Annotated in this window: 30 protein-coding genes and 1 pseudogene; 8 read left to right on the top strand and 23 right to left on the bottom strand. The window is 68.6% G+C overall.

What is annotated here, in order from left to right; all coding sequences use genetic code 11:
• Positions 1-60: 60 nt before the first annotated feature.
• Together ACIRQP_RS15175 and ACIRQP_RS15170 are read left to right on the top strand one after the other, a co-directional pair.
• Positions 61-1,509 carry a GuaB1 family IMP dehydrogenase-related protein gene (locus tag ACIRQP_RS15175; RefSeq protein WP_403889436.1) on the top strand — a complete coding sequence of 483 codons (1,449 nt, stop codon included), beginning with the start codon at positions 61-63 and terminating at the stop codon, positions 1,507-1,509.
• 196 nt (positions 1,510-1,705) lie between these two features.
• Complete coding sequence (locus ACIRQP_RS15170; RefSeq protein ID WP_403889060.1) at positions 1,706-2,581, top strand: SigB/SigF/SigG family RNA polymerase sigma factor; 876 nt, start codon at positions 1,706-1,708, stop codon at positions 2,579-2,581.
• A 123-nt stretch (positions 2,582-2,704) separates the two neighbouring features.
• Here ACIRQP_RS15170 and ACIRQP_RS15165 read toward each other — a convergent pair whose 3' ends face one another.
• Positions 2,705-3,100, bottom strand: a complete 396-nt coding sequence (locus ACIRQP_RS15165; RefSeq protein WP_403889056.1) for an ATP-binding protein — start codon at positions 3,098-3,100, stop codon at positions 2,705-2,707.
• Positions 3,101-3,261: 161 nt separating this feature from the next.
• On the opposite strand from ACIRQP_RS15165, the gene ACIRQP_RS15160 reads away from it, so the two are divergent.
• The 3 genes from ACIRQP_RS15160 to ACIRQP_RS15150 all read left to right on the top strand — a co-directional run bounded on the left by ACIRQP_RS15160 (position 3,262) and on the right by ACIRQP_RS15150 (position 6,643).
• Positions 3,262-3,735, top strand: coding sequence for an Lrp/AsnC family transcriptional regulator (locus ACIRQP_RS15160; RefSeq protein ID WP_403889053.1), 474 nt, complete (start codon positions 3,262-3,264; stop codon positions 3,733-3,735).
• Positions 3,736-3,891: 156 nt separating this feature from the next.
• Entirely contained in the window at positions 3,892-4,788 is an 897-nt protein-coding gene (locus tag ACIRQP_RS15155) for a carbon-nitrogen hydrolase family protein (protein ID WP_403889050.1), read from the top strand.
• A 133-nt stretch (positions 4,789-4,921) separates the two neighbouring features.
• Positions 4,922-6,643 carry a flavin monoamine oxidase family protein gene (locus ACIRQP_RS15150; RefSeq protein WP_403889047.1) on the top strand — a complete coding sequence of 574 codons (1,722 nt, stop codon included), beginning with the start codon at positions 4,922-4,924 and terminating at the stop codon, positions 6,641-6,643.
• Between the two features lie 52 nt (positions 6,644-6,695).
• Here ACIRQP_RS15150 and ACIRQP_RS15145 read toward each other — a convergent pair whose 3' ends face one another.
• Positions 6,696-7,625: an LLM class F420-dependent oxidoreductase gene (locus ACIRQP_RS15145; protein WP_403889044.1), complete on the bottom strand. Its 930-nt coding sequence runs from the start codon at positions 7,623-7,625 to the stop codon at positions 6,696-6,698.
• Between the two features lie 332 nt (positions 7,626-7,957).
• On the opposite strand from ACIRQP_RS15145, the pseudogene ACIRQP_RS15140 reads away from it, so the two are divergent.
• Both ACIRQP_RS15140 and ACIRQP_RS15135 read left to right on the top strand, forming a co-directional pair.
• Positions 7,958-8,587 (top strand): annotated as a pseudogene (locus ACIRQP_RS15140) (alginate lyase family protein); the annotation flags it as partial.
• Positions 8,588-8,968: 381 nt separating this feature from the next.
• A complete protein-coding gene (locus ACIRQP_RS15135) occupies positions 8,969-9,226 on the top strand; it encodes a helix-turn-helix domain-containing protein (protein ID WP_403889041.1) in 258 nt (85 codons plus the stop codon).
• Between the two features lie 18 nt (positions 9,227-9,244).
• Here ACIRQP_RS15135 and ACIRQP_RS15130 read toward each other — a convergent pair whose 3' ends face one another.
• From ACIRQP_RS15130 to ACIRQP_RS15100, 7 genes are all read right to left on the bottom strand, one after another.
• Positions 9,245-9,436 carry a hypothetical protein gene (locus ACIRQP_RS15130; protein ID WP_403889038.1) on the bottom strand — a complete coding sequence of 64 codons (192 nt, stop codon included), beginning with the start codon at positions 9,434-9,436 and terminating at the stop codon, positions 9,245-9,247.
• Between the two features lie 43 nt (positions 9,437-9,479).
• The gene (locus ACIRQP_RS15125; protein ID WP_403889035.1) at positions 9,480-9,977 is read right to left on the bottom strand and encodes a hypothetical protein; all 498 of its coding nucleotides are present in this window, start codon (positions 9,975-9,977) and stop codon (positions 9,480-9,482) included.
• Positions 9,978-10,291: 314 nt separating this feature from the next.
• On the bottom strand, positions 10,292-10,537 hold the full coding sequence (locus ACIRQP_RS15120; RefSeq protein WP_403889032.1) for a hypothetical protein: 246 nt from the start codon (positions 10,535-10,537) through the stop codon (positions 10,292-10,294).
• Positions 10,534-10,842, bottom strand: a complete 309-nt coding sequence (locus ACIRQP_RS15115; RefSeq protein WP_403889029.1) for a hypothetical protein — start codon at positions 10,840-10,842, stop codon at positions 10,534-10,536. The genes ACIRQP_RS15120 and ACIRQP_RS15115 overlap by 4 nt, the downstream gene beginning before the upstream one ends.
• 184 nt (positions 10,843-11,026) lie before the next feature.
• Entirely contained in the window at positions 11,027-11,416 is a 390-nt protein-coding gene (locus ACIRQP_RS15110) for a recombinase family protein (RefSeq protein ID WP_403889433.1), read from the bottom strand.
• Positions 11,417-11,696: 280 nt separating this feature from the next.
• On the bottom strand, positions 11,697-12,881 hold the full coding sequence (locus ACIRQP_RS15105) for a helix-turn-helix domain-containing protein (RefSeq protein WP_403889026.1): 1,185 nt from the start codon (positions 12,879-12,881) through the stop codon (positions 11,697-11,699).
• 103 nt (positions 12,882-12,984) lie between these two features.
• Positions 12,985-13,626, bottom strand: a complete 642-nt coding sequence (locus tag ACIRQP_RS15100) for an HAD family hydrolase (protein WP_403889023.1) — start codon at positions 13,624-13,626, stop codon at positions 12,985-12,987.
• A 63-nt stretch (positions 13,627-13,689) separates the two neighbouring features.
• Between ACIRQP_RS15100 and ACIRQP_RS15095 the strand changes: the two genes are divergently transcribed.
• Positions 13,690-13,890 carry a hypothetical protein gene (locus tag ACIRQP_RS15095; protein ID WP_403889020.1) on the top strand — a complete coding sequence of 67 codons (201 nt, stop codon included), beginning with the start codon at positions 13,690-13,692 and terminating at the stop codon, positions 13,888-13,890.
• An 89-nt stretch (positions 13,891-13,979) separates the two neighbouring features.
• On the opposite strand, the gene ACIRQP_RS15090 is transcribed toward ACIRQP_RS15095, so the two are convergent.
• The 14 genes from ACIRQP_RS15090 to ACIRQP_RS15025 all read right to left on the bottom strand — a co-directional run bounded on the left by ACIRQP_RS15090 (position 13,980) and on the right by ACIRQP_RS15025 (position 24,782).
• Complete coding sequence (locus ACIRQP_RS15090; RefSeq protein ID WP_403889017.1) at positions 13,980-14,564, bottom strand: hypothetical protein; 585 nt, start codon at positions 14,562-14,564, stop codon at positions 13,980-13,982.
• Position 14,565: 1 nt separating this feature from the next.
• Positions 14,566-14,775: a hypothetical protein gene (locus tag ACIRQP_RS15085; protein ID WP_403889014.1), complete on the bottom strand. Its 210-nt coding sequence runs from the start codon at positions 14,773-14,775 to the stop codon at positions 14,566-14,568.
• On the bottom strand, positions 14,772-15,350 hold the full coding sequence (locus ACIRQP_RS15080) for a hypothetical protein (protein WP_403889012.1): 579 nt from the start codon (positions 15,348-15,350) through the stop codon (positions 14,772-14,774). Before ACIRQP_RS15080 ends, ACIRQP_RS15085 begins: the two co-directional genes overlap by 4 nt.
• Positions 15,350-16,081, bottom strand: a complete 732-nt coding sequence (locus tag ACIRQP_RS15075) for a hypothetical protein (RefSeq protein ID WP_403889009.1) — start codon at positions 16,079-16,081, stop codon at positions 15,350-15,352. The genes ACIRQP_RS15080 and ACIRQP_RS15075 overlap by 1 nt, the downstream gene beginning before the upstream one ends.
• Positions 16,078-16,641: a hypothetical protein gene (locus ACIRQP_RS15070; protein ID WP_403889006.1), complete on the bottom strand. Its 564-nt coding sequence runs from the start codon at positions 16,639-16,641 to the stop codon at positions 16,078-16,080. The genes ACIRQP_RS15075 and ACIRQP_RS15070 overlap by 4 nt, the downstream gene beginning before the upstream one ends.
• 12 nt (positions 16,642-16,653) lie before the next feature.
• Complete coding sequence (locus tag ACIRQP_RS15065) at positions 16,654-17,793, bottom strand: DUF5047 domain-containing protein (RefSeq protein WP_403889003.1); 1,140 nt, start codon at positions 17,791-17,793, stop codon at positions 16,654-16,656.
• The gene (locus ACIRQP_RS15060) at positions 17,793-18,392 is read right to left on the bottom strand and encodes a hypothetical protein (protein ID WP_403889000.1); all 600 of its coding nucleotides are present in this window, start codon (positions 18,390-18,392) and stop codon (positions 17,793-17,795) included. Before ACIRQP_RS15060 ends, ACIRQP_RS15065 begins: the two co-directional genes overlap by 1 nt.
• A 3-nt stretch (positions 18,393-18,395) precedes the next feature.
• Entirely contained in the window at positions 18,396-19,274 is an 879-nt protein-coding gene (locus tag ACIRQP_RS15055; protein ID WP_403888997.1) for a hypothetical protein, read from the bottom strand.
• Positions 19,274-22,030 (bottom strand): hypothetical protein, encoded by a 2,757-nt coding sequence (locus tag ACIRQP_RS15050; RefSeq protein WP_403888994.1) that lies wholly within the window; start codon positions 22,028-22,030, stop codon positions 19,274-19,276. The genes ACIRQP_RS15055 and ACIRQP_RS15050 overlap by 1 nt, the downstream gene beginning before the upstream one ends.
• A gap of 16 nt (positions 22,031-22,046) precedes the next feature.
• On the bottom strand, positions 22,047-22,577 hold the full coding sequence (locus ACIRQP_RS15045; RefSeq protein WP_403888991.1) for a hypothetical protein: 531 nt from the start codon (positions 22,575-22,577) through the stop codon (positions 22,047-22,049).
• Positions 22,570-22,905: a hypothetical protein gene (locus ACIRQP_RS15040; RefSeq protein WP_403888988.1), complete on the bottom strand. Its 336-nt coding sequence runs from the start codon at positions 22,903-22,905 to the stop codon at positions 22,570-22,572. The genes ACIRQP_RS15045 and ACIRQP_RS15040 overlap by 8 nt, the downstream gene beginning before the upstream one ends.
• A gap of 5 nt (positions 22,906-22,910) precedes the next feature.
• Positions 22,911-23,321, bottom strand: coding sequence for an HK97 gp10 family phage protein (locus tag ACIRQP_RS15035; protein ID WP_403888985.1), 411 nt, complete (start codon positions 23,319-23,321; stop codon positions 22,911-22,913).
• 145 nt (positions 23,322-23,466) lie between these two features.
• Positions 23,467-23,988 (bottom strand): hypothetical protein, encoded by a 522-nt coding sequence (locus ACIRQP_RS15030; RefSeq protein ID WP_403888982.1) that lies wholly within the window; start codon positions 23,986-23,988, stop codon positions 23,467-23,469.
• Positions 23,985-24,782, bottom strand: a complete 798-nt coding sequence (locus tag ACIRQP_RS15025) for a hypothetical protein (RefSeq protein WP_403888979.1) — start codon at positions 24,780-24,782, stop codon at positions 23,985-23,987. Before ACIRQP_RS15025 ends, ACIRQP_RS15030 begins: the two co-directional genes overlap by 4 nt.
• Positions 24,783-24,796: the final 14 nt, after the last annotated feature.

The following is a 24,796-nucleotide window of genomic DNA, read 5'->3' as shown; positions in this document are numbered from 1 at the left end:
AAGTACGTGCGTTTTCCCCGGCTCCACCGACCGGGGCCAACTCCGATCGACTGGGATGTTCTGCACGTGCGTTTCCTCAATGACCTGCAGCCGCCGTATGACCTCACGTACGACGACGTGTTCATGGTGCCGAGCCGTTCGGCCGTGGGTTCCCGCCAGGCGGTGGATCTCTCCGCCCCGGACGGCACCGGCACCACCATCCCCCTCGTCGTGGCGAACATGACCGCGATCGCGGGCCGCAGGATGGCCGAGACCGTCGCCCGGCGCGGCGGTCTCGTCGTCATCCCGCAGGACATCCCGATCGAGGTCGTCACCGACGTCATCTCCTGGGTCAAGACGCGCCATCTCGTACTCGACACCCCGATCGTGCTCGCCCCCCTCCAGACCGTGGGCGACGCCCTGTCCCTGCTGCCGAAGAGGGCGCACGGCGCGGGTGTCGTGGTCGACGGCGAGGGCCGGCCCGTCGGTGTCGTCACCGAGCACGACCTGACCGGTGTCGACCGCTTCACCCAGCTGTCCGAGGTGATGTCGAAGGACCTGCTGCTGATCTCCGCGGACATGGACCCGCGCGAGGCGTTCAACACGCTCGACAACGCCAACCGCAAGATCGCCCCCGCCATCGACGCCGACGGCAGGCTGGCCGGTGTGCTCACCCGCAAGGGCGCCCTGCGCGCGACCCTCTACACGCCCGCGACCGACGCCGGGGGCAAGCTGCGGATCGCCGCCGCCGTCGGCGTCAACGGCGATGTCGCGGGCAAGGCCGGGCAGTTGCTCGACGCGGGTGTCGACACGCTCGTCGTCGATACGGCCCACGGCCACCAGGAGTCGATGCTCGCCGCGATCAGGGCCGTCCGCGCGCTCGACCCGAAGGTGCCGGTCGTCGCGGGCAACATCGTCGCCGCCGAGGGTGTACGGGATCTGATCGAGGCCGGCGCGGACATCATCAAGGTCGGTGTCGGGCCCGGCGCCATGTGCACCACCCGCATGATGACGGGCGTGGGCCGGCCCCAGTTCTCCGCCGTCATGGAGTGCGCGGCGGAGGCGAAGAAGTTCGGCAAGCACGTCTGGGCCGACGGCGGGGTCAGGCACCCGCGCGATGTCGCCATGGCGCTCGCCGCCGGCGCCTCGAACGTCATGATCGGTTCCTGGTTCGCCGGTACGTACGAGTCCCCGGGCGACCTTCAGCAGGCCGCCGACGGACGGCTCTACAAGGAGTCCTTCGGCATGGCCTCCGCCCGCGCCGTACGCAACCGTACGAGCGAGGAGTCGGCGTACGACCGGGCGCGCAAGGCGCTGTTCGAGGAGGGCATCTCCACCTCGCGGATGTTCCTCGACCCGTCCCGCCCCGGTGTGGAGGACCTGATCGACTCGATCATCGCGGGGGTGCGCTCCTCGTGCACCTACGCCGGCGCCGACTCGCTGGAGGAGTTCGCGCGGAAGGCGATCGTCGGCGTCCAGAGCGCCGCCGGTTACGCCGAGGGCAAGCCCCTGCACGCCAGTTGGAGTTAGGGCCTCCAAACGAGAGGCCCTGGCTCCCGTCCGGCCGGACAGGACCCAGCTTCTGTCCGGCTCCGGTCAACTCACCGTCCGGCCGCCATGTTTGGCGGCCGGACGCGGCATTTCCCGATCCGGCATCGGACAAGCATGAGTGTGCCGGGAGCGGGTACACGGGCTGTGCACTGACCACGGAGCAGGGGAGGACGAAGTGTCCACGGCGAGCACGGTCCCGACCGAAAGCACGCAGTACGGAGCCCAGCAGCGCGCGGAGGCGGCGGAGCTGGAACTTCCCTACGTGGAGTGCCCGGCGGAAGTGGCACCCAAGGACGCACGGGAAATCTCGAAACTCTTCTTCGCCCGGCTGGCGGAGCTGCAAGAAGGCACACACGAATTCCAGTACGTGCGCAACACCCTGATCGAGCTGAATCTGGCGCTGGTCCGCTACGCGGCCACCCGGTTCCGTAATCGCGCGGACCAGATGGAGGACATCGTCCAGGTCGGCACCATCGGCCTGATCAAGGCGATCGACCGTTTCGAGCTGAGCCGCGAGGTGGAGTTCGCGACCTTCGCCGTGCCGTACATCGTCGGCGAGATCAAGCGCTTCTTCCGGGACACCAGCTGGGCCGTGCACGTACCGCGCCGGCTCCAGGAGCTGCGGATCGATCTGGCCAAGGCGACCGACGAGCTGTCCCAGCGGCTCGACCACGCGCCCACCACCTCCGAACTGGCCGGCCATCTCGGGCTGGAAGAGGAGGAGGTCATCGAGGGCGTCGTCGCGAGCAACGGCTATACGGCCGGTTCGATCGACATGCCGACGGATGACGCGTCGGGCTTCCCGGCCCCGCTCTCGGACCGGATCGGCGCACCCGACGCCGGGATGGAGACGGCGGAGAACGTCCAGGCGCTCAAGCCGCTCATCGAGGAGCTGGACGAGCGGGAGCGGCGCATCCTGCGCATGCGCTTCGGCGATGAGATGACCCAGTCGGAGATCGGCGCCGAACTGGGCGTCTCCCAGATGCATGTGTCCCGGCTGCTGTCGCGGATCACCGGGCGGCTGAGGGCGGGTCTGCTGGCGGTGGAGTGAGGCGCGCGTCGGCGACGTCGTACGAGGGGGGCGCTCCGCGACTGGGGAGCGCCCCCTCGTACGTCCGTCTCGTACGTCCGCCGTCCGCCGTCGGCTGTCGTGCCCGGTCGCCGGGTCACCCCGTCAGACAGGGGCGGTGACCGCCGGCCGTCGCCAGACCGCCTGGACACGCTTGCCGTCCGGCAGCGGGCGGACCTCGACATGGCCCGCGAGCTTCAGCACCATGTGCCAGCCGAACCCGCCGCCCCCGGAGAAGTCGGGTGTGCGGGCGACCGGCGGCTCCGGACTGGAGTCGTCCATCTCCACCGTCAACGTCTCGTCCTCCGCGGTGAGATGGAGCCGCCACCACCCCGGGGTGTGCCGGACGGCGTTCGTGACGAGTTCCGAGACGACGATCAGCACCGCGTCCAGATCGGCCCACGGACAGTGCTGCTGAAGGAATTCGGCGGCGGCGCCGCGGGCCGCCGCGCTGTCCCGGTACGGCGAGTCCACGACCACCACATGCGGCTCGTTGCTCATCACTGGCCTCATCTACCCCGTTGTCGGTCTTTCACCGGCATCGGCCTCATTGTGAGCCCGGCCCTGCGGCCAAGCGTCACCGGGTCCCGCGGCCCCGTGTTCTACTTCGGTGACGGCCCCCCGCCGTCCCTCCGGACACGCAGAGAAGTGAACCACCAGCCGTGCGACTCAACGATCTCGACGAACGCATCGTCCATGCCCTCGCCGCGGACGCCCGCCGCTCCTACGCCGATATCGGCTCCCTCGTCGGCCTGTCCGCGCCCGCGGTGAAGCGGCGCGTCGACCGGCTCCGCGCCGAGGGCGCGATCACCGGCTTCACCGTACGGGTGGAGCCGGCGGCGCTCGGCTGGGAGACCGAGGGGTTCATCGAGATCTACTGCCGGCGCAAGACCTCGCCCGAAGCCATTCAACGGGGCCTGGAACGGCTTCCGGAGGTGGTGTCCGCCTCCACGGTCACCGGAGAGGCGGACGCGATCGTCCAGGTCTTCGCCGCCGACATGCGCCACTTCGAGCAGGTACTCGAACGCATCGCGGGCGAGCCCTATGTGGAGCGTACGAAGTCCGTGCTCGTGCTGTCACCGCTGCTGAGGCGCTACTCGGGGCTTGAGGGGACCGGGAGCGGCGCCCACCGCTGAGCGCAACGAATCGCCGAGAGCGCCGCCGAGCACGCAATGGATCGGTGGTCCGCGCGCAACGGTCGCGTCTTGTCCGGGGCGGCGGCCGGACCGTAGCGTCAATGTCGTCGCCCGCGCCCTCCCCCGCGCCCCCCTTCGCACCGCCCGAGGTCAGCCATGCCGCCGCTGCGCACCGCCCTGCTTCAGAGCTCCGGCCGACCCGGTTCCGTCGCCGGGAACCTCAAGGTGCTCGACGAGGCGGCGGCCCGTGCCGCCGCCTCGGGCGCCGGGCTGCTGGTCTGCCCCGAGATGTTCCTGACCGGCTACGCCGTCGGCGACCAGGTGCCCCGGCTGGCGGAGCCCGCGGACGGCCCGGGGGCCGCGGCCGTCGCCGAGATCGCCGTACGCCATGGACTCGCGGTGCTGTACGGCTACCCCGAACGCGACTCCGGGTACGGCCCCGGGCGGGAAGGCGAACGCGACGGGGAGAGCGGTGGCGAGTGCGACCGCGAGTGCGACCGCGACCGGGACCGTGAGCGGATCTACAACGCCGCGCAGCTGATCGGCCCCGACGGCACGCGGCTCGCCAACTACCGCAAGACACATCTCTACGGCGGCTTCGAGCGCGAGTGGTTCACCCCGGGGGAGCGGCCCGTCGTCCAGGCCGAGCTGGCCGGGCTGCGGATCGGGATCATGATCTGTTACGACGTCGAGTTCCCCGAGAACGTACGGTCGCACGCCCTGGCCGGTACCGATCTGCTGCTGGTGCCCACGGCCCAGATGCATCCGTTCCAGTTCGTCGCCGAATCCGTCGTGCCGGTCCGGGCCTTCGAGAACCAGATGTATGTGGCGTATGTGAACAGGACAGGACAGGAGGGCGAGTTCGAGTTCGTCGGGCTGAGCTGTCTCGCCGGCCCCGACGGAGCTGTCCGGGCGCGCGCGGGGCGGAGCGAGGAACTGGTGCTCGGAGAGGTGGACGGCGACCTGCTGAGCGCCTCCCGCGCGGCCAATCCGTATCTGCGGGACCGTCGCCCCGGGCTGTACACCTCGCTCGTCCGACCCGACCACTGCTGAGCCGACCACTGCTGAGCCGACCACTGCTGAGCCGGCCCGCGCCGAGCCGCTCGCGCCCGCCCTCGTACCGGCCGTACCCGCCGTACGCCGTACCCGCCGCGCACCCGCCGCACCCGCAAGGAGTCCGTACCCCATGACGTCCACGGTGCCCACCGCCGTCCAGCACACCGACGCGCACCCCGTCGGCGCCCAGCCCCCGATCACCATGTTCGGACCGGACTTCCCCTACGCGTACGACGACTTCCTGGCGCACCCCGCCGGGCTGGGCCAGATACCCGCGGCCGAGCACGGCGCCGAGGTCGCCGTCATCGGCGGCGGGCTCTCCGGCGTGGTCGCCGCGTACGAGCTGATGAAGATGGGTCTGAAGCCCGCCGTGTACGAGGCCGACCGGATCGGCGGGCGGCTGCGTACGGTCGGCTTCGAGGGCTGCGACCCGGAACTGACCGCCGAGATGGGCGCGATGCGCTTCCCGCCCTCCTCCACCGCGCTGCGGCACTACATCGATCTGGTGGGTCTGGAGACCAGGCCGTTCCCCAATCCGCTGGCCCCGGGCACCCCGTCGACCGTGGTCGACCTCAAGGGCGAGTCCCACTACGCGAAGACCGTGGACGATCTGCCGCCGGTCTACCGCGAGGTGATGGACGCCTGGACCACCTGTCTGGAGGAGGGCGCGGACTTCTCCGACATGAACCGCGCCCTGCGCGAGCGCGATGTGCCGCGGATCCGGGAGATCTGGGCGCGGCTGGTCGAGAAGCTCGACAATCAGACCTTCTACGGGTTCCTCTGCGACTCCCCGGCCTTCACATCCTTCCGCCACCGGGAGATCTTCGGCCAGGTGGGCTTCGGCACCGGCGGCTGGGACACCGACTTCCCCAACTCCATCCTGGAGATCCTGCGGGTCGTCTACACCGAGGCCGACGACCACCACCGTTCCATCGTGGGCGGCAGTCAGCAGTTGCCGCTGCGGCTGTGGGAGGACGAGCCCCGGAAGATCACGCACTGGCCGGCCGGGACCTCACTGTCGTCGCTGCACGAGGGGGCGCCGCTGCCGGCCGTGACCCGGCTGCACCGCACCTCGGGCAACCGGATCACCGTCACCGATGCCTCCGGCCGGATCCGTACCTACCGCGCCGCCGTCTTCACCGCGCAGTCCTGGCTGCTGCTCTCCAAGATCGCCTGTGACGAGTCGCTCTTCCCGATCGACCACTGGACGGCGATGGAACGCACCCACTACATGGAGTCGTCCAAGCTGTTCGTGCCGGTCGACCGGCCGTTCTGGCTGGACCCGGCCGTGGACGACCGGGGCGTGCCGACCGGGCGCGACACGATGTCCATGACGCTCACCGACCGGATGACCCGGGGCACGTATCTGCTGGACAACGGCCCCGACCGGCCCGCCGTCATCTGTCTCTCGTACACCTGGTGCGACGACAGTCTCAAGTGGCTGCCGCTCTCGGCCGAGGAGCGGATGGAGGTCATGCTGAGCTCGCTGCGCGAGATCTATCCCAGGGTGGACATCCGCAAGCACCTCATCGGCAGCCCCGTGACCGTCTCCTGGGAGAACGAGCCGTACTTCATGGGCGCGTTCAAGGCCAATCTGCCGGGGCACTACCGCTACCAGCGACGGCTGTTCACCCACTTCATGCAGGACCGGCTGCCCGCCGACAAACGGGGGATCTTCCTGGCGGGCGACGACATCTCGTGGACCGCGGGATGGGCGGAGGGCGCCGTTCAGACCGCGCTCAACGCGGTGTGGGGCGTGATGAGCCACTTCGGGGGTGCCACGGACGCCACGAACCCGGGGCCCGGTGATCTGTACGACGAGCTGGCGCCGGTCGAACTGCCCGAGGACTGACGGCGACGGGGCCCGCTCCGGGGAGGGGGAACGGGCCCCGTCGCGGTCTCCGTCAGACGCCCGCCGCGCGTGCCTCCGCGTACACCTCGGCCGCCACGTCGGCCAGCTCCGCCGCGTCACGCGTCGTGGTCTGGAGGTCCACCATGATCTCCGGTACCCCCGACTCCGCGTGCGCCACCAGGTCCTCGACGATCTGCGCCACACTGCCCTGGAAGGGCTGCCGGCCCTCGCCCTCGAACGGCTTGGCGCTGTAGAGCGCGTTGGCACGCGCACAGGCGTCGAGCGGACGCTCCCTGCCGCGCTCGGCGGCCAGCTCCCGTACCCGCTGCCACTGCTCCGTCAGCTGCGTCGCGCCCATGGCGACGGGCACCCAGCCGTCCGCCCGGTCCACCAGGCGCCGGGTGGCGCGCGGGCTGTTCGCGGGCAGATAGACCGGGATGGGACGGACCGGCTTGGGGCCGACCTCGGACGGCGCGATGGTGGTCAGCTCGCCCTCGTACGAGACCGGGTCCGGTCCCCAGACGGCCGCGCAGACGTCGAGCAACTCGTCCAGGACCGCGCCGCGCTTCTCGAACGGGGCGACGGATGCGGCGGCGTACTCGTCGAGCGACCAGCCCGTGCCGAGGCCGGCGATCACCCGGCCGCCGCTCGCGACGTCGAGCGAGGCCAGCGAACGGGCCAGCTGGAACGGTACGTGCAGGGGCGCGACCAGGACGCTCGTGCCGAGCCGGGCCCGCTCGGTGGCGGCGGCCGCCAGCGTGAGGGTGATCAGCGGGTCGGCGACGCTCCGGTAATGGTCGGGCCAGGGCAGCCCCGGTACCCCGTACAGCCCCTGGGTGGCGGGCTCGGGGAAGAGGACCCGTTCGAAGACCCAGAGACTCTCGTATCCGGCCTCCTCCGCGGCTCGTGCCACGGTGGGCACATCGCGGCCGATGTCGTACTGCTTCATCTGCGGAAGACCGAGACCGAGTGTGACCGGCATGTGTGCACTCCTTCGTGCGAACGGCGGAACAACTACCGTATGGCACTGACTTGTTGAGGGCTCAACTTTTGGAGCTCCGTACGATAATTTTCCGGCCGCCAGGGGGACGTCGGCAAGCGGAGGGATGCATCCGGACCGGATCGCGGCGGCGGGTGTCGCTTGCTCGGTGATGGTTCTTGTTGGTGATGGTCGTCCCCATCCATGAATTGTGCGCAGATCATTGTCAGCGATACCGGTCGCCTCTACGCTCACACGGCCTCGTTCATGAATTACGTTCACGTACATGATAGGAGTGCCCAGTGAGCGGATCCATCCGACGGCGTCCGGCCGTCATGCTCGCCGTCATGACCGCCGTCGTCGCCGTACTCGTCCCGGCAGTGGCCTTCGCCGCGTCCCCTCTCGCGGCCCAGCCCTCCGGCCAACACCGCGCGGATCCCGTGGCTCCGCAGACCGTGGTGATCGACGGCAAGCGGATGCGGCAGGCCCGTATCGCCCTCGACCGCGGCGACCCCCACCTCCGCGCGGCAGTCAAGTCCCTTACGGCGAAGGCGGATTCATGGCTCGACAAGGGGCCCTGGACCGTCACCGACAAGCCGAAGCCCGCCCCCAGCGGTGACCCGCACGACTATCTCAGCCAGGCCCCGTACTGGTGGCCGTCACAGCCGAAGACCGACGCCAACCCCTGGGGCTGCCCGTACGTCCAGCGCGACGGCGAGCGGAACCCCGAGGTCGACACCGGCACCGACCGCCCCGACATCGGCAACGTCTTCAACTCGACCACCACGCTCAGCCTGGCCTGGTACTACACGGGCAAGAAGCAGTACGCGGAGCACGCGGCGCGGATTCTGCGCACCTGGTTCATCGACCCCGAGACCCGGATGAACCCGAACCTCGACCACGGGCAGTTCATCCCCTGCAAGTACGACGGCCGTGCCATCGGCATCATCGACTTCTCGCACAACAAGTCTACTTAGGGGTACCGGTGATGTCTTCGAGGAGGCGGAGAATGTCGTCGAGGCGGCCACGAAGTCGCTCCACTTGAAAGATCAGGGCGGTTGCGGGGAGTGCAGCGAGGTCGGCTCTGCGCGCGTCGTCGAGGTCGCGTTGGGCGAACTCGACTCTGCTGGCCTGCGCTGCTGTGAGGGGCGGTCGGAGAGGATCGTCACTCTGAGGCATGGGTCACCATGGGTAAGGGCGGATGAGGTGGCACCCGCTGACGTGGAGTCAATGCGTCCGGTCCAGGCTGGGTGCAGGGTGCAGGAATATCAAGAGCGAACGGTGGACCGGGAAAAATTATGCTTGAGCGTAAAGACACGTGATCATGATCGGATCACGGTTGACGAGTGCCATCGTCACCGCCGCCCACCGAGCGGGTACTTGCCCGCCGCCGGGAGATCGGTGACCAGATCCGCGCCGCCCGGAAGGCCGCGAGCCTGACGCAGGAGGCCGTGGCGCTCCGTGTTGATATGACTCTCGCGCAGTACAACCGGATTGAGCAGGCTCACGCGAGCCCACTGTTGGACACGCTGATCCGGATTGCCGACGCGATCGGCGTGCCCCTCGCGCACCTCGTGCGGGAGGAGCCCCGGCCGGCGCCGTAACGCCAGCCGGAGCAGGAATCAGCGGCCCGTCGTGTAGGGGGTCAGAGTCGCCGGGTCGACCACGACGACGAACGAGTCACCGTACGGCCTCTTCCGCCATCCCCCGCGTCGCTTCGGTTCCCCGGCCGCAGACTTCGCCGTCCGGTAGCGGGCCACCACCTCGGCATATCGCGGGTCGATCCACTCGCCCATGTCGGACTCGTTCTCCATTCTCTGACGGTAGGGCCGCCGGGGCGGCTAGCGCTATGAGACGTCAGTTCGGGCCAGTGTTGGAGCAGTCGCCGTTGCAGGTGTTTTCCGGCGGCGGCGGGGAGTGCTCGCAGTCGGCTGCTACGGGGATGGTGCCGTTGCTGGGGCCGGCCCACATTGCGGTCTCGGGGGTGTAGCCGGCGGCCCTGATGGCGTCCTGGGTGCGGGCCAGGGCGTGGGGGTCGTGGCGGCTGGTGTCCGGCGGCTCGGGCACGTGGTGCACGAAGATGCCGAGGCACTCGGCAAGTCGGGCCTTGATACGGGTGTGGAGGATCAGCGCGTGCCAGCCCTCATCCACCACGCGGCTGGGCTTCAGGCGCGCGCGGGGGTGAGCGGCGCAGGCCGCCTCGAACTTCAGCGCCTCCTCGGTGATGCTCCGGGCAACGGTTTCTTCCATGCCGGGGTTGTTGCGCTGGACGGTCCCTGCGACGGCCGTGAACTCCTCGTCCGTCAGCAGGGCTCGGGCGTCCCGTGTGGCGGGCGCCTGGGTGGTGATACTCATAGGTGCCTCCTGTTCTGGTGGATGGGTGGTGGAACCCGCTCCGGTCGTGCTCCTGGCTGGGATGTGTCGGCCGGGGCGGGGGTCAGCGGCGGGCGGCTCCTACTTCTTCTTTTTGGCCGCCTTATCGGCCGCCCGCCGCTCCGCGCGGTTCCCCGCCGCATCCGGTGTCGCTGTCTTCGATGACTTGTCCTTGCGGGCAGACACCCCATCCGAGGCGCCAGCGGTGCCGACCGTGCGATTGAACAATTCGTTCGTCCCTTCGGGCTGCTCTGGTTGGTGGACCCGTCCTGGCTGCTTGAGCGGCCGGGCGGGGGTCAATGGGGGTGCCCGGCCGCTACGTAGGGCCGGACTAGGCTCCGCTGGGTGTCGGCGAGCAGCAGGAGCAGCTGCCCCTCGCAGGCGCGGCAGGCGTCCAGCGGGATTTCGGTGGCCTGGTGGCCGGGGCCGCCGGTGTGGGTGAGCACGCCGACCGTGACCACGGCGAGATGATTGCGGGCGCACATGAAGCAGGCGCCCAGTGCGCCGGTAGCTGTCGGGTCAAGCTGGAGTCGGATGGTCACGGCCCCTCGCTCCGGAGCTCGGCGGTGCCGCAGTCACAGGGGCAGGGCTGGGGCTCCGACACCGCCATCCCGGTGACCAGGGCGCGCGCGACGCTCAGGCCCATGCACCGGTGCGGAGAGCTGAGCTCGAACATGCGGGCCGCCATGCACGGCCCGCACGGGGCCAGGGCACCGGGCTCCGAGGGGAGGTCGTCCTCCGTGATGGGGGCACCGTTCCACAGCAGGGTGATGCCGTGCGGTTCGCAGCGGGCGCCGTCCTCGTCCTCTACAGGGAAGTCGTGGCTTCCGCCGGGGCAGCGGGTCATCGTGCCTCCCGTGCGGTCTGGCGCAGACGGGTGCCGGTCGGGCAGTCGCGGAGGGCGCTGCACTCTCCGCACTGCGCGACGTGATCGAGGGCGTCGGTATATGGCGCCTGGACCTCCGGCGGGACGACGAGGATGGCGCTGGTGGTTCCCCCGGAGGTTCCTGCGGGTCTCCCTTCCGCGGGCCTCATGACTGTCCCGTGGATCCGGCATGCGCGGTAAGGCCCTCGGCGGCCAGCGCCTGGCGGTCGTCCTCGCCAAGGCCGGTGACCGTGTACCCGCCGGCCGCCGCCACCCGGCGCAGGTACCCGGGAAGGGCGCCGGTGCGGGTGAGGCGATCCCAGGTGTGGACGAGGCAGAGAACCTCACGGCTGCCCGCGTACAGCGCCATCGCGCCACACAGGCCGTCGAACTGCGGCCTGCGCCCGTCGGTCAGCGCGTTGTCGCCGAGGTCGAGCCAGATGCCCGCGATCTCCCAGCCGTGGAGCTCTGCCCAGTTCCGGCATCCGTCAAGGCGCAAGTCCAAGGGGGCGCGATGCTCCGTGGCGTGGCGGTCGTAAATGAACACGAGCGGCATCATGATGTGCCGCCTGCGGAGCAGCCGCAGGTGACGACCGGCCAGACACGGCCCGTCCCAGCAAGCGTGATGTGACCGTGCGCGAAGAGCGGCCTCGTCACGGCACCACAGTGGAAGCACGCCTCGCCGTGCAGCCGCGCGACGCTGACGTGCCCTTTTACGAGCGTCGGTGATTCCTCGACCATGCCCGCTCCTCTGTCTCATTCGTGCAGGTGAGACAGATGGTGGAGTACGGCAAGGGCCACAAGTACCCCAGTGAGGGGTACCCAGGGGTAGTTGCTCAGGTGGCGTTGCACCACTCGGCAAAGCCCGTAAGGGACTCAGCGTCCGCCCGCTTCAGACGGCGCAAAGTTGCCGCGTCCTCGCGTACCCACGGGTGCTCGCGGGTGTGCTGGGGGGCGATCCGCCGGGCTACCTTCAGAGACTCGAACGCGTCGTCGGCGAGGCCGCCCCACAGCTGTGCGCGGGCCAGCTCCACATAGAAACCCGATCGGCGCTCGGCTGGAAGGTTCTTGGGGGGTGCCCATTCGGCGGCGACGTCGAATGCCCGTTGCACGTGCTCGTCGCCGAGGCTCACGGCAACGCTGACCTCGTGGATGCGGACACTGTCGGGCCCGAATGCGGTCCCCTGGTAGACGCCTTCGGCGATTGAGTCACCGAGGGTCCGCGCCTCGTCGAGGTGGGTGTCTGCCGCATCGTGACGTCGGGCCCGGCCAGCGATGACGGCAGCGCGCATGTGTAGGGCTCCGCGGGCGGCGATTGCTGGCGGGGTGTCTGGTGTGGGGCTGGTGTCGATGGCCTTCTCCAGGGCGCGTAGTCCCTGGGTGTGGGCGCGGGCGGCGAAGAACGTCTCTGTACGGACGTAGCTCACCCCGGCGTCGATCAGCGGGTTGTCGGCCTGGGGTGCTGTCCAGCGCATCAGCTCGATGAGGCGTGCTGACAGGTCCCTGGCTCCGTGTTTGTAGGCGACCGCGTCTGCGCTTCGGTATGCGGCGACAAGGAGTGAGGCCACCGTTGGCGTCTGCTCTGACGGGACGGAGTGCAGGGCGCGGGTCAGTTCGGGGAGAAGGTTCGGCGCGCGGCGGGCGATCTTCAGATACTGGGCAGACAGGCGCCAGGATGTCGTCTCGGCGACTGCGGCCTGTAGTTCGTGGAGTTGGCGGACCGGGCCGTCGTCGGGGAGGTCGTAGGCGGCGATCGCTGCGGAGAGGGCGGGCAGCGCCTCGTGTACACGGGTGTGGGGGCGCCGGTCGTCGAGCAGCCGGGACGGATCGACGCCGAGGGCGCCAGCGATCGCGTCGAGGGCGCTGTCGCCGACACCGCGCTCTCCGCGTTCAATCTTGCGGATGGTGCCGAGGGCGAGGCAGGCTGCGGTGGCGAGCTGCTGCTGGGTCATCTTTGGGCGAACAACACTGCGGTAGTAGGCGATACGCTGGCCTACCCCCCGCTCGTAGGGCGTGGGCATACTGGTCTCCGTTCGGGGCGTCACTCCGAACGTAGCGCCGTCAGCTGGCGGTTGACATGGGAACGGCCCCGTCTCCTCCGTTAGGGCGAGGTCGTTTCCATGATCAGGGTGCGATGGCCGTGGCCACGCCTGTGAGGCTGTCGATCCGCCAGTCTGCTGCCTCGATCACCTCCGGGGCATCCGCCCACAGGTAGCCCCACGGGCCGCGCCGCAGATGGGCAGTGCGCAGACCTGCCTGCCGTGCGGGGAATATGTCGTTCGCTGGGTGGTCTCCCACGTACACCGTCTCGTACGCGAGCGCCCCGGCCGCGTCAAGGACCCGCGCGAAGAACTCCGGGTCCGGTTTCGCGGTGCCCCACTCGTCCGAGGTGGCGATGAGATCGACGGGCAGATCGAGGCCGCGCAGCATCTGTCCCGCCTTGACGGTCTGGTTGCCTGCGATGACCACGCGGATACCGAGCGCCTGGAGGCTTGCCAGGGCAGGCCGTACGTCGGGGTACAGGTCGGATTCGTTGAGGTGCTCGCCGCGGCCGGCGGCTTCACGGGCTTCGTATTCGGCGGCGATGTCGATGCCTGGGCGGATGAGCCGGAGGGCGTCGGCGTTGTCCCTGCTCTGGGAGACCACGGCGCCGACGAGCGCAGAGACGGTATGCCGCGGGATGTCGAGCCAGTCGGCCCAGGATGCCCAGTACCGATCATCGCGGGTGATTGTCTCTCCGATGTCGAGGACTACTGCGCGGATCATGGCGCGAGTCTATGGCGGTCGAGTCTTCGGTTCGCCGGGCGAGTGGTGATCTAAGCTCCGGGCGTGGCAATCGAACTTACTGACGAATTGATCAAGCTCGAAGAAAGAGCCTGGCAGGAACAGCAGGCCGGAGCGCTCACCGTGGACACCGCGGTCGCTGTCCAGGCCGCCATCACCGTGCACGCCGAGGCGGCAGGGCAGAACCGGTATGAGGTGGAGCAGGCGCTCAAAAGGCGCGTACGGCACCCGGCGCCGGACGAGTAGCCGCGCCGAACAGAGGAAGCGCCCCTTGCTCCAGCCCTGTGGGGCCAGAGCAGGGGGCGTTCACGTCCCTGCATAGGCGGGGAGCACCGTCAGCTCTGCGTCATGCGGATCAGCGTCAGATTCCGGTTGTTGACCGTGATAGACGGGATCGTCGACGTATGCGTGGGCGTCCACACGAGATTGAAGTAGTCGGTGGTCCCGTTGCAGAAGGCGCCCCCGGACGTCACCAGCTGCGCCGTCCCATCAGCGGCCAAGGTGTTCCCGTTGATCCCCGACCGGCTGATGACCTGGGAGTCGTTGAGCAGCAGCACGATTGCCGTATGGATCGCACTCGCCCCGCCCGCCGGCTTCGGGAACGATGCGGCGCCGAACGCCATCCAAAAGCCCGGCAGTTTCGGGATCACCCGGTAGAACTGGGTGTCGGAGACAGCAGCGCCACCGATGTTGAAGTCGAAGTACTCGAACGGCAGCCCGCGAAGACTTCCGGACACGACGTTGTTGTACTTCGCCGTGGTCTGCCCCACCGCCTTCGCACTCGGCCGGGAGCTGATCCCGTTGTAGACCGTCTGCGCATCACCGTCGATCGCCCCTGCGAGGTCCCCCAGGGCCTGCGGGACGTCCGCCGGATCGCTCGGCACTGGGTACGGATAGCCCCGCGATGTCGTGGCCGGCATGTCAGGTCCCTGTTCCAGGGCCCGGGAGGGTCTCCTCGCCGTTGTCCGGCGGCGTAGGCGGGTCGGGCTCGGGCGGCGGGGGGTTCTGCGGGTCGTCGCCGGGGATGCCGACGCCGGTGGTGGGGTCCGGCTCCGGCGGGGTCTCGGGCTCCGGCCCTGGGCCGGACTCTTCGGGGCCCGGGGTCCACGCGTCTTCGGGGATAGTCGTCACGGGAGTCCTCCAATGATCGAAATGCGGGTGGCGGTCAGGTTGCGGGCGCCGACCGTTTTGGCCGTGGTGTGGTCGTGGAAGAAGCTGACGCCGAGGGTCTCGCCGACGGCGGCCACGTAGTAGATGGCGTACAGGTCCGGGCGTGTGGGCCCGGTCTGGGACATGCGGAGGGACTGTGCGACTGGTGTCGGCCCGAAGGTGCCGGTCGTGACCATTTGGGTGTACGTGCCGACCTCGGTCGCGGTGCCGCTGACTGCGACCTCAAGCCTGGTCGAGAGCAGGTAGATCCCGGTGACGGTGAATGTGATCACCGTGGGGGTGCTCGCGGACCACATGCCCGTGTTGTCGTACGAGGCAGCGGACCACGTCAGCGGCGTCACCGTGGACCCGGGGATGCTCTGGTTGGTGGAGCTGCCCACGCGGACGGTCGGCTCGTCCAGGGCTGCCAGCCGGGCCGCGTCCAGCACCGCTACGTCGTCGTTGATCGCGGTCGCCAGAGCCTGGATGTCACCCAGCAGGTTCTGCGGGTCTGTGTACAGCGGGTACGGGTAACCCCGGGACGTGTTCTGCGGCATCAGGTCCTCCTTGCTACGGCCAGGTCCCAGTTCAAGGACGCGTCCGCACTCGTCGTCGAGCGGAGCGCGACCCGCATATAGCCAGTCACCGGCGCCGTCAGCGAACCCGACAACGTCGAAAACGGGGGCGCGGCCGGCACGTCCACCGCGCTGGCGATGACTGTGTCTGCGGACGAGGTGGTCGGGTACAGGTCCGTTGGGGTGGTGAACCACAGTGCGAGCAGATCCCCGTCGGCGGTCTCGGGGGCGTCGGCGACGTAGCTGCCCCAGACGTACACGGACACTGCGAAGGCGTCGCCCGTCGTGACGGGGATGGGGTCGGAGTACAGCAGCGCGGTGGCCGGTGTTCCGTCGGTGGCGGCGTTGACGTAGAAGGCGCCGTCGGGTGCGCTGTCTACGGGGCCGACGAGGGTGATGGACGAGGTCCCGGACACGTCGTACGTCGTCCAGTTGATGATCTCGGCCGAGTTGTCCTCGAAAGACGGGTTCACGACCTCGTTGGAGCCCACGCCGGCCAACGCGCCGAGGACGCACCACGAGGCGTCCTGCCGGAGCAGCAGAACGAGGTCTCCCTCCGCCGCTTGGTAGCCGATGAGGTACGAGGCGGTGATGGTGGTGCCGCCGACGTTGACGCGCAGCGCGGTGTCGGAGACGCCGCTCACGGTGCCCGTGCGGACCTGCGCGTACGGGCCATTCGCCGCGGCGACGAGCATGGGGGTCTGGTTGGTCATCCGGCCACGATCCTGACCAGCTCCATACGGGAGCCGAACGTGATCGACGTACCGGGGAAGGCGTGGCGGATCTGGTTGGTGAGGAAGTCCCCCTGGTCCAGATGCAGGCTGTAGAAGAACTGCTGCGCCTGCGACGCGATGCCCGTCGTGTTGCGGCTGTAGCCCTGCCAGTTGCCCCGTGGCGCGCCGTCCAACGTGAGACGGGAGCGCAGATGCAGCTGAAGGGTGGACGTCGCGAAAACGTAGCCCATGACCAGATACCAGCCGGACCGCTGGATCGTGAAGCCGCCTCGTGCCGCATCCCATAGTCCGGAGCGGTTGTTCCAGGAGAAGTTGGTGTAGACCACGTTGAAGTCGGTCTCGGTCGTCACAATCCCGTTGGCGAAGATCTTGGCGCAGTCCGGGTACGCCATCTCGTCGGAGATCCGATTGCGGAGCGTCTGGACATCCGTGTTGACCGCGTCCGCCAGCTGCTTCACCTGGATGATGTCCGAGGCGTCTTTCTGTACCGGCGGCTCGCACTCCGGGTACGGGTAACTGCGGTTGGGTGTCTGCTTCATACGTTCCCCCTTTCAGGACAGGTCGGGCGGGACCGGGCCGCGTCCGGCCAGGGTCTGCGCGGTGGTGGTGTCGAGCGGGTAGGTGATCCGGTCGATGATCTGGTCACCCATGAGGCGCTCGTTGGTGCCCTGTCCGGTGACGATGCAGCGGATGGCGTCCCCGGGCTCAAGCGCGTAGTCAGGGACGCAGGTGACGTCCCACTGTTCGGTGAGACCGATCGAGGCGCCGAGCTGCGCCAAGGACAACGTCTTGGCCTCGGCCTGCGTCAGCGGCGTCTGGACCTGGATGACCTGGGCGACGCGTCCGAAGCGGTCCCCGAACCGGGTGGGCGAGCCCGAGGCTGTGTTGCGGGACGTGGACCGTACCGGGTTGGTGCCGTCGGTCCGTTCGCTGATCACGGTCACGCTGTTGGCGACGCCGTCGCGGGAGCGGCTGATGCGCGCTCCGCTGATCGTCCCGTCGGGGCCGTCCTGCATGACCAGCGGCGGCACTGCGGGGATGGTGTACGGCAGGCGGTTGACGGTGAAGGAACCGTCGCCGAGGGCGTACCAGCGGGCGCCGAGGGCCTGCGCCAAGTTGTCGAGTGCCGACCCTCGGTCCTTGTCCCAGTTGAGTTCAGGGACCGGCGCATCCACGGCGTCGCCGACGGCGAATGCGGCGGACGGCAGGGCGTCGCGGATGAGCGCCTGGATCTCCGCGAGCACCGATGTGCGGTTGCGGACGGTCCAGATCTGTTCGAGCTGGTAGCCGATCACGTCCGCCGCGAGGTCGTCGCAGCTGACGGTCACGGTTCCATCCTGGGTGCGGGTCACGTCGTACACCCGACCGGTGAAGAGCGGGAAGACCTCTTCGGTGCCGTCGCCGTACTTCATGCCACCGCTGATGCGAATCACAGCCGCTTCCGGTGCAAACGGCGCTGTCGGAGTACGGGGGTACCAGTCATCCGACAACGTCAGCGTCGCGGTCCTGGTCACCCGGTTCGTCATCGACGCGGTCACCGACCCCTTGGAGAACGGAATATCCCGCAGCAACGGTGCCCCCAGCGAGTCCACCGTCAGCGGCACCCCGGCAATGTCCGTCGAGGTGACATGAAAAACCACCTGGTGAGGCCGGGCCAGCGTCTGCCGGTAGAGGTCCGAGGTCGGTCGCATCAGGCGATACCAGCCCACGTGGCGTTGGCCGACGGCGTGATACCGGTCATGGTGATCGTGGGGGGCAGCACCGTCTGAGCGGCCGGACCGTTCGCGAATCGCGCGGACCCAGTCGCGAGGTTGAAGTTGCCCACGGTGCTCGCCGACGAAGACGACTGCCCGAGCACCGGCGGGGTCCCGGCGTTGGCGAGGACCGCGACGTAGTAGCGGCTCGGGGCGGCTGCGTATGGCGCGGTGAGTGGGATGACTTTGGCGCCGCTGGTGGCGAAGTCGCCGGTGCAGTCAGCGGACTGGGCAAGCCGGGTGCCGGACGAGGAGTACAGGCCCACGAAGTTCTGCCCGACCACACCTGCGCTCGCGGCGGTGTTCACGTGGAGGGCCACGGACGTGATGCTCACCGACTGCACCAGGGACGGCAGTTTGATCAGGCGGATCGTTCCCGATGTCGGCGCGGCCGAGGTGCTGACCTGGGCGATGTCGTACGTCCAGGCGAGCAGGCCGTGGTCGTTCGCCTGGAACTCGGAGTGCGCGAGGGCCGCCAACGCAAAATTCAAGGGGCTGCCCCATGAGGGGGTACCGATAACTGGCAGAGTGATCATTTTCTACTCTCCGTAGATTCCATCGCCGTACAGCCCATCGCCGTAGCCGTCCGTACTGGACCCGCACACGAGCGTCCCGGCCGCCAAGTCCTGGTAGGTGCCCGCCGCCGCAGTCATGTCCCCGAACGTCGGAAAGGTGCTTTCGACTGCGCACCAGTTGGCGCACGCCGAGCCCTGCTTCGGGCCGACAGGCCCGTCGACCACCGTGTACGGGACCGTCCACAGCCGGTGAGGGCGCCGCTGGTCCTGATAGAGGTATGCCTCCTTCACCGTGCCCGGCTGTACGTACAGGTCCTTCTGCCCGTACTCCGGAGGCAGTTGGAGCATGAGCGGGCCGCCGGCCGTGAGCAGGTCGTAGACCTCGTCCTTCGCTGCCAGCGTGCGGGTCATGAAGGTGAAGGTGCCCTCGTGGCTCTTGCGGCGTGCCCAGACGACTGAAGGGGTCTCGGCGCCGGTGCGGTCGAAGAGCCCTGCGTCGGGTTCGCGGTTGCGGTCGCCGAAGCCGACCCAGACCCGTTCCGGGTTCGGTGTCGAGCAGCCCTCGGCGTGCCCCTCTGTGCCGCCGGCGCAGAAGTCGAACGGCCGGTCTGCCCATGGGCGCAGGGGGTCCTTGACCCACACCGAGCCTTCTTGCGGCAGCTGGGCCGGGCCCGCGAACAGCTCCTGCCCGGTTCCTGGGTGGCCGATGGCTCGATACCAGATGGGGGTGCCTATTGGGGCGCCGGTGTCGTAGAACACGGCGCGCTGTCCGAGCAGAGGCACGGTCTGGAGGAACGTCCACGGGCCCGACGCGCTGATGCTGGAGCGGTAGATGTCTCCGGTGGTCTGGGTGCCTGCTGTGCCGGTCCAGGTGACCGAGAGGACGATGTAGGGATCGGTCATCAGAAACGCACCCCTTGCGCGATGACGCGGTCTCGCGTCTGGTTCGAGCGGTCAATGCGTACGTCGACGTACCGGTCGACGGCCTCGTTGCCGATGGTCACGTACACCGGCGGCGGCGTGTAGGCGACTTGGGGGCGGGTGATGCGGGCCGAGTCGATTTGTGTGGGCAGGAATCCGGGGAGGGCCACGGTGACGTCGCCGAGCTGCCGCTGCAATTCCGGGATGGAGTCGCTGATGCCCTTCATGAAGCCGTCCATGATTGACCGGCCTGCGGGGATCAGGATCCGCTTGTCCAAATCCTCGGGGCCCTTCCAATCAGGCAGGCGGCTGGTGATGCTGCCGAGGGTGCTGATGAGGGATCCGATTCTGGATTGAATACCGCTGATGAGGCCCGAGATCAGGGACCGTCCGGCTGCGAAGAGAATGCCCGACAGGTTTCCGACTGCGCCGCGGATCTGGCCTGGGAGTGCACGCACCCGCGAGAGGAGATTAGTAATGCCCTGGATGACGCCCTGCACGAGGCGCTGGCCTGCTTGAGTGGCCTGTCCGGCGATGGTGGCGACGATCGACACCATGATCGTGGTGATCTGCGATTTCAGGTTGCTGAAGCCCTGTACGGCGGTGCCGATCATTTTGTTCACGATGAGGATTGCGTTGTTCAGTGCGCCCCGGAAATCTCCGTTGAGGAGATCCGCGACCAGCCGGATTGCGGGGATGACTACGTTGCGCAGTGTGTCAGCTGTGAGTCGGAGTGCGCCTCCGAAGAGTGCGGTCAGGATGCGTGCGAGGTCCGCGATGACGGGCATGACAGTGCTGAGGATCAGGACCTGGAATTCCAGGAATTTTGCAATCAGCGGGGCCAGTTCGATGAGGAGTTCTGCGAGCGCAGTGCTGATCTCCAGCAGGGACGGGGCAAGGTTGATCAGTACCTGTGTGAGGACCGGCACGATTTCCTCAGCCATGCGCGCGAATTGCGGCAGAAGCTCTTCGAGGATGGGGGTGATGGATTCCAGGATTGGAACGAGCTGGTTGGCGATGTTTTCCGCGAGCTGCGCGATGAACGGCGCAAGGATCGCGATCTGTTCACCGAGTGCCTGAAACAGGGGGACGAGTGCGGGCAGCAGCGCGACGATCAAATCACCGGCCAAGGTGATCAACGGGGACACGGCGACAATGAGTTCACCGAACGCCTCCGCAAGGGACAGCAGCACGGGCCCGAGTTCAGTGAGGATTCTCCCGAGTTGCTGCCCGATCAGCTCGACAAGCTGTTCCACCGGCGGCGCCAGCGCAGTGATTACCGGACCCAGGATCGCGAGAGCCTGCACCAGAAGCGGCGCCACGGTGCTCGCCACCGTGGCCATCACGTCGGACAGTGCGCCGATCGCGTCCTGGAACCCCTTCGACGCGGTGGCATCGGCGAGAGCACCGGTGATGGTCTCCAGCATAGTGAAGAGGCCCTCGCCGTCCTGGGAAGCGGCGGACAGGACGTTCCCGAGAATCGTGAAAACGTCTCCAGCGATGCGGCCAAGCTGTGCGATCAGGTCGATCGCGCCGTCGATCGCGTCCTCCAAGGCGCCCGACGCGAACGCGCGGGACAGAGACGCCGAGACCTTGTCCGCAAGCCCAGCCGCCGCCGTGGTGATCCGCTCGAAGGACGGGCCAGCCGCCGCAGCGAGCTGCCCGAACGCGGTGACAGCCTGCCCGGGGATCTTCTCCAGATCTGCCAGGCCCGCGTTCGCACTCTTGAGCGCGGTCCCCAAAACACCCGACGAGCCCAGCGTCGCCGCCGCCGACGACGCCCCCAACGCCATACGGTTCAGGGACACGGCGCTGGCATTCAAAGACGTTTGGACTGCCGGAAGGACCGACGTGGACAACTGCTTCAGCGAATCGTCGAAGCCCGCGAAGAAGCGGTCCTGCACCCCCTGCTGGAGACCGTTCAACTCCTTCCGCATGCCCTGGAGTTCGGTGACGAACGCGCGTGCCTCCGGCGCGAGCTTCTCCATAGCCGCCGCGAGGTCCTCCGGAGTCGCATCCGGATCGAAAGCAGTCTCGATGGCCTCCGACACCCCGACCATGGCGAGCTGCACAGCTCCCGACGCTGACTGAAGCGCCAACATCCCCGTCGTCGCCACCGCAGCGGCCGGCAACAGATTCTCCACCGCAGTCACCACGCCGGCCAGAAGAGGCACCGCGGAACCCGCAGCGGCCCCGGCCGTCCCCAGGCTGCCAGCCAGGCCGCCGATGGATCCCAGCGCGCCGAGTGCGGTACGCCCCAGCCGGCCGGTGGTGTCGTCGAGGCGGCGCAGGGGCGCGTCGTCGACATCCACGTCGATGGTGATGTCCGGAGCGGTCAGCTGCGCCGCAGCAACGACGCGTTGGAGCTCACCGCGGACATTGCGCAGCGTCTGGGCTCCGTCGAGGACGCCTTGAAGTGATACGGGGTCGGCGGAGGCTCCGGTTGTTGCCGCGGCAGTTACGCGGTTGAGGTCTGCCCGGAGCTGCCTGAGGGTCTGCTGCTGGTCGAGGACGGCGTCGAGGTCGATGTCGCTCGCGCCCGCCGCTGCGCTGGCAACGGCCTGGTCGAGGTCGCGGGTGAGACGGTTGAGGCTCTGGGTGAGGTCGAGGGCGGCTTGTACGTCGACGTCGGGTGCGCCGTTTTCAGCGATGGTAACGATGCGCGACAGGTCGCGCTCCAGCTCGGGAAGCGCGCGGGTCGCGTTGATGATGAGGTCAACTTCAGCCTCTGACGCCATGGATGTTCACCTCCTTTCAGTTCATGCCAGGCATGTTGCGGGCGGCGGCTGCCATGGCCTCGAAGTCGGTGTCGTCGTCCCAGTGGTCCTCAAAGCCGGGCGGAGGCGCTCCCAGCTGAGAGTCGAACTTGAAGACCTCCTCCGGCTTCGCGTGACGGGTCAGCAGCGTGTACACCGCCGCCGTCCACTCACCGGTCGACCGCGCCCACGGATCGAGCCCGGCCAGCACCAGATGCCCGAGCGTGGACGGCTCGACGCTGAGCGACAGCAGCCGGTGCGTCTCCCACCACGGCCGGCCGCCTGCCGCCGTGAGCGCGTCGTATGAGCCCTGCGCCGCGATGTCCCACGGCAGGTCTCCGGCGGCCAGCTGACCGATCAGCCACGCCCGGGAGGGTCCGTCCGCTACCCGCATCAGTGCGAGCGAGGGCCGTGCGTCGGCGAGCGCTGCCAGCCAGGCGCCTGCGGGGCGGTGCGGAATCGTGACGAGGTGTCCTGCGACGGTGACCGTGGCGGGGCTGCGGGAGATCGCGGCGTAGGGGTCAGGCATCGGCCGGGGCGCCTGACAGTTGGGTGAGGACGTTGGTCATCTCAGAGAACTCGACCGCGCCGATGAGGAGTTGTTCGTTCATCCATGTCCAGTTGGCTTCGCCGACGGCCGTGCGGATGACAGTGCGGACAGCGGCGAAAAGGGCTTCGGTGCCGTCGTCCTTGGCCATCTGGATGGCGACGAGCTGTCCTTCGGTGACGCGCTTTCCGCGGAGGGTCTTGCCGGCGAAGACGAAGTTGCGGGGCAGCTCGACCCGCTCGGGCTGCGGAACAGTCTGCGCAGGGGGCGTGCCGTCGGAGATCTGGGTGGTGATGTCCAGCGTGTTCATGTGTGTCATCCCTGTCTGAACGAATATCCGCGTGCTGCGGCTGTCTCTCGAAGCGCCTGGTCCAAGAAGGGCCGGGCGCGGGTGCCGGGATGGTGGACGACCTTCGCGTAGACCACCCGGCCGCCGATCACGAAGCGAAGGACCTGCGCGCGGCGCGGTCGGATGATGTGCGGACCGGTGCCGTCGTTGACCATCGGCGCGTACTCGACATCCGATCCGACGGTGACCATGGGGCGCAGGGTGAACGACCGCCGGTACTCCATGCGCAGGCTCGCGCGGAGGCGCCCTGTATCAACCGGCGCCAAGATCCGGGCCCGGTTCAGAAGCTGACGGCCGGCGGCCTCCAGCTCGCGCCGGTTCGCTCCCCGGATCGTCCTGTTCAGCGCCGCCCGGTCCAGCCTGATCCGCGCCACCATCCACCTCCTTCACGAGCCCTGCGTTGATCCAGCCCTGCACACGTTCGTCCAGGTCGACGGTGGCTTCGTCGCCGTGGACCATGCCGTTGAACGAGGTGAGGACCCGGATACGGGTCTGCTTCGTCGTCGTTTTCCGTGTCATCTCTCAGCACTCCGAGCAGTCGAGGGTCACGACGACGGACTGTGTCGACCACAGCGCGCCGCCCTCCGGCCCATGCGGCACCCACGCGCCCGGAGCAGCAGCAGCCACGGGCCAGTTGTCGTTGACGACAGGGGTGAAGCAGCACAGAGCCCGGCGCATGGCCGCCGCGTCTGCGTCCATCAGCAGCGCCGCCGCCGTCCACTCATCACACGACGGGCCCGCGGCGACCGTCCCGTACGGCAGGCAGCGGACCGCGGCCATCTCCAACTCGACCTGCCACGCGGAGGCCGAGCAGTTCGGTTCGGAGTCCGCGCCGCCAGGGATGAGGACCTGCGCCGGGGCGATGCCGACGATCCGCACCCACGCCAGGCCGCACGCCTCGTTCTCCGCCGTGCCCGCGCTGATCGGGATCGTCTCGCCCGCGCGCAGGCACACCTTGTCCGCGGGGATCGGCGCCGGGCCGGCGTCCAGCTCGGCGTGGAAGCAGGTGAGGAGCTGCTGCGCGAGGTCTCCGGGGACGCTCATGACATCCACCTCGTGGCCGGCATGTCCAGCGAGTGGACGCGGGAGCGCTGCCGCTTCCCGCTGGGGTTCACGCTGCGGATCCACAGGTCGACGTTTGCGATGCCCGTCATCCCTTCGGAGAGCACCGCTTGGGGGTCGACGACTTGGACGTTGATGCCCTGCCGGGATAGGGACTGAAGTTGCTGCGGCAGGGCGCACGAGGAGTCCCCGGCGCATGCCTTGGCGAACTCGCAGGCGAGTTCCCCGGCCGCGATCTGGCCGGCGGGCGGAAGGGGCAGGCCGCGCCGGTACGTGACCGCGAACGCCCCCTCTGCGGTGACCGGAAGGCCCATGTCCTGGCACTGTGGCCAGCACTCCCCGTCCGTGCGGACCAGCAGCGAGCCGTTGTCGACCCGGTACGCGCTGGGGTCGAGGACCAGTCCGTCGACACGGACCTCGTCGACCGCCTCCACTGGGCCCGGGAGCGGCACCTCGCAGCGCGCCCGGCACGAGCAGGTGCCCGCGCACGTGCAGTTCCGCCACGCCCCGGCGCCGTCGATGTACGGCAGCATCCACGGCATGCCGTTGCCGCGGAGGTAGCCGTCCCGGGTGACGGGGAACGTCATGTAGCCGCCCCAGTTGGCGCACTTGGGGCCGCAGGGGCGGACGGTGACGGGGCACTGGCCGAACTGGTGGCCCGTGAGTGAGTCGAGGATGCCCATTGCCCACGCGGTGGCAGCCGCCTGTACCGCCTCGTCGTACCCGGACCAGGCGGGGCAGCACGACGTGTTCAACGTCCAGTCGCATGCGGGCATATCTCACGCTCCTC

The organism is Streptomyces sp. NPDC102274, assembly GCF_044766385.1.
GTDB lineage: Bacteria > Actinomycetota > Actinomycetes > Streptomycetales > Streptomycetaceae > Streptomyces.
This window is presented reverse-complemented; position numbering and strand designations above follow the sequence as displayed.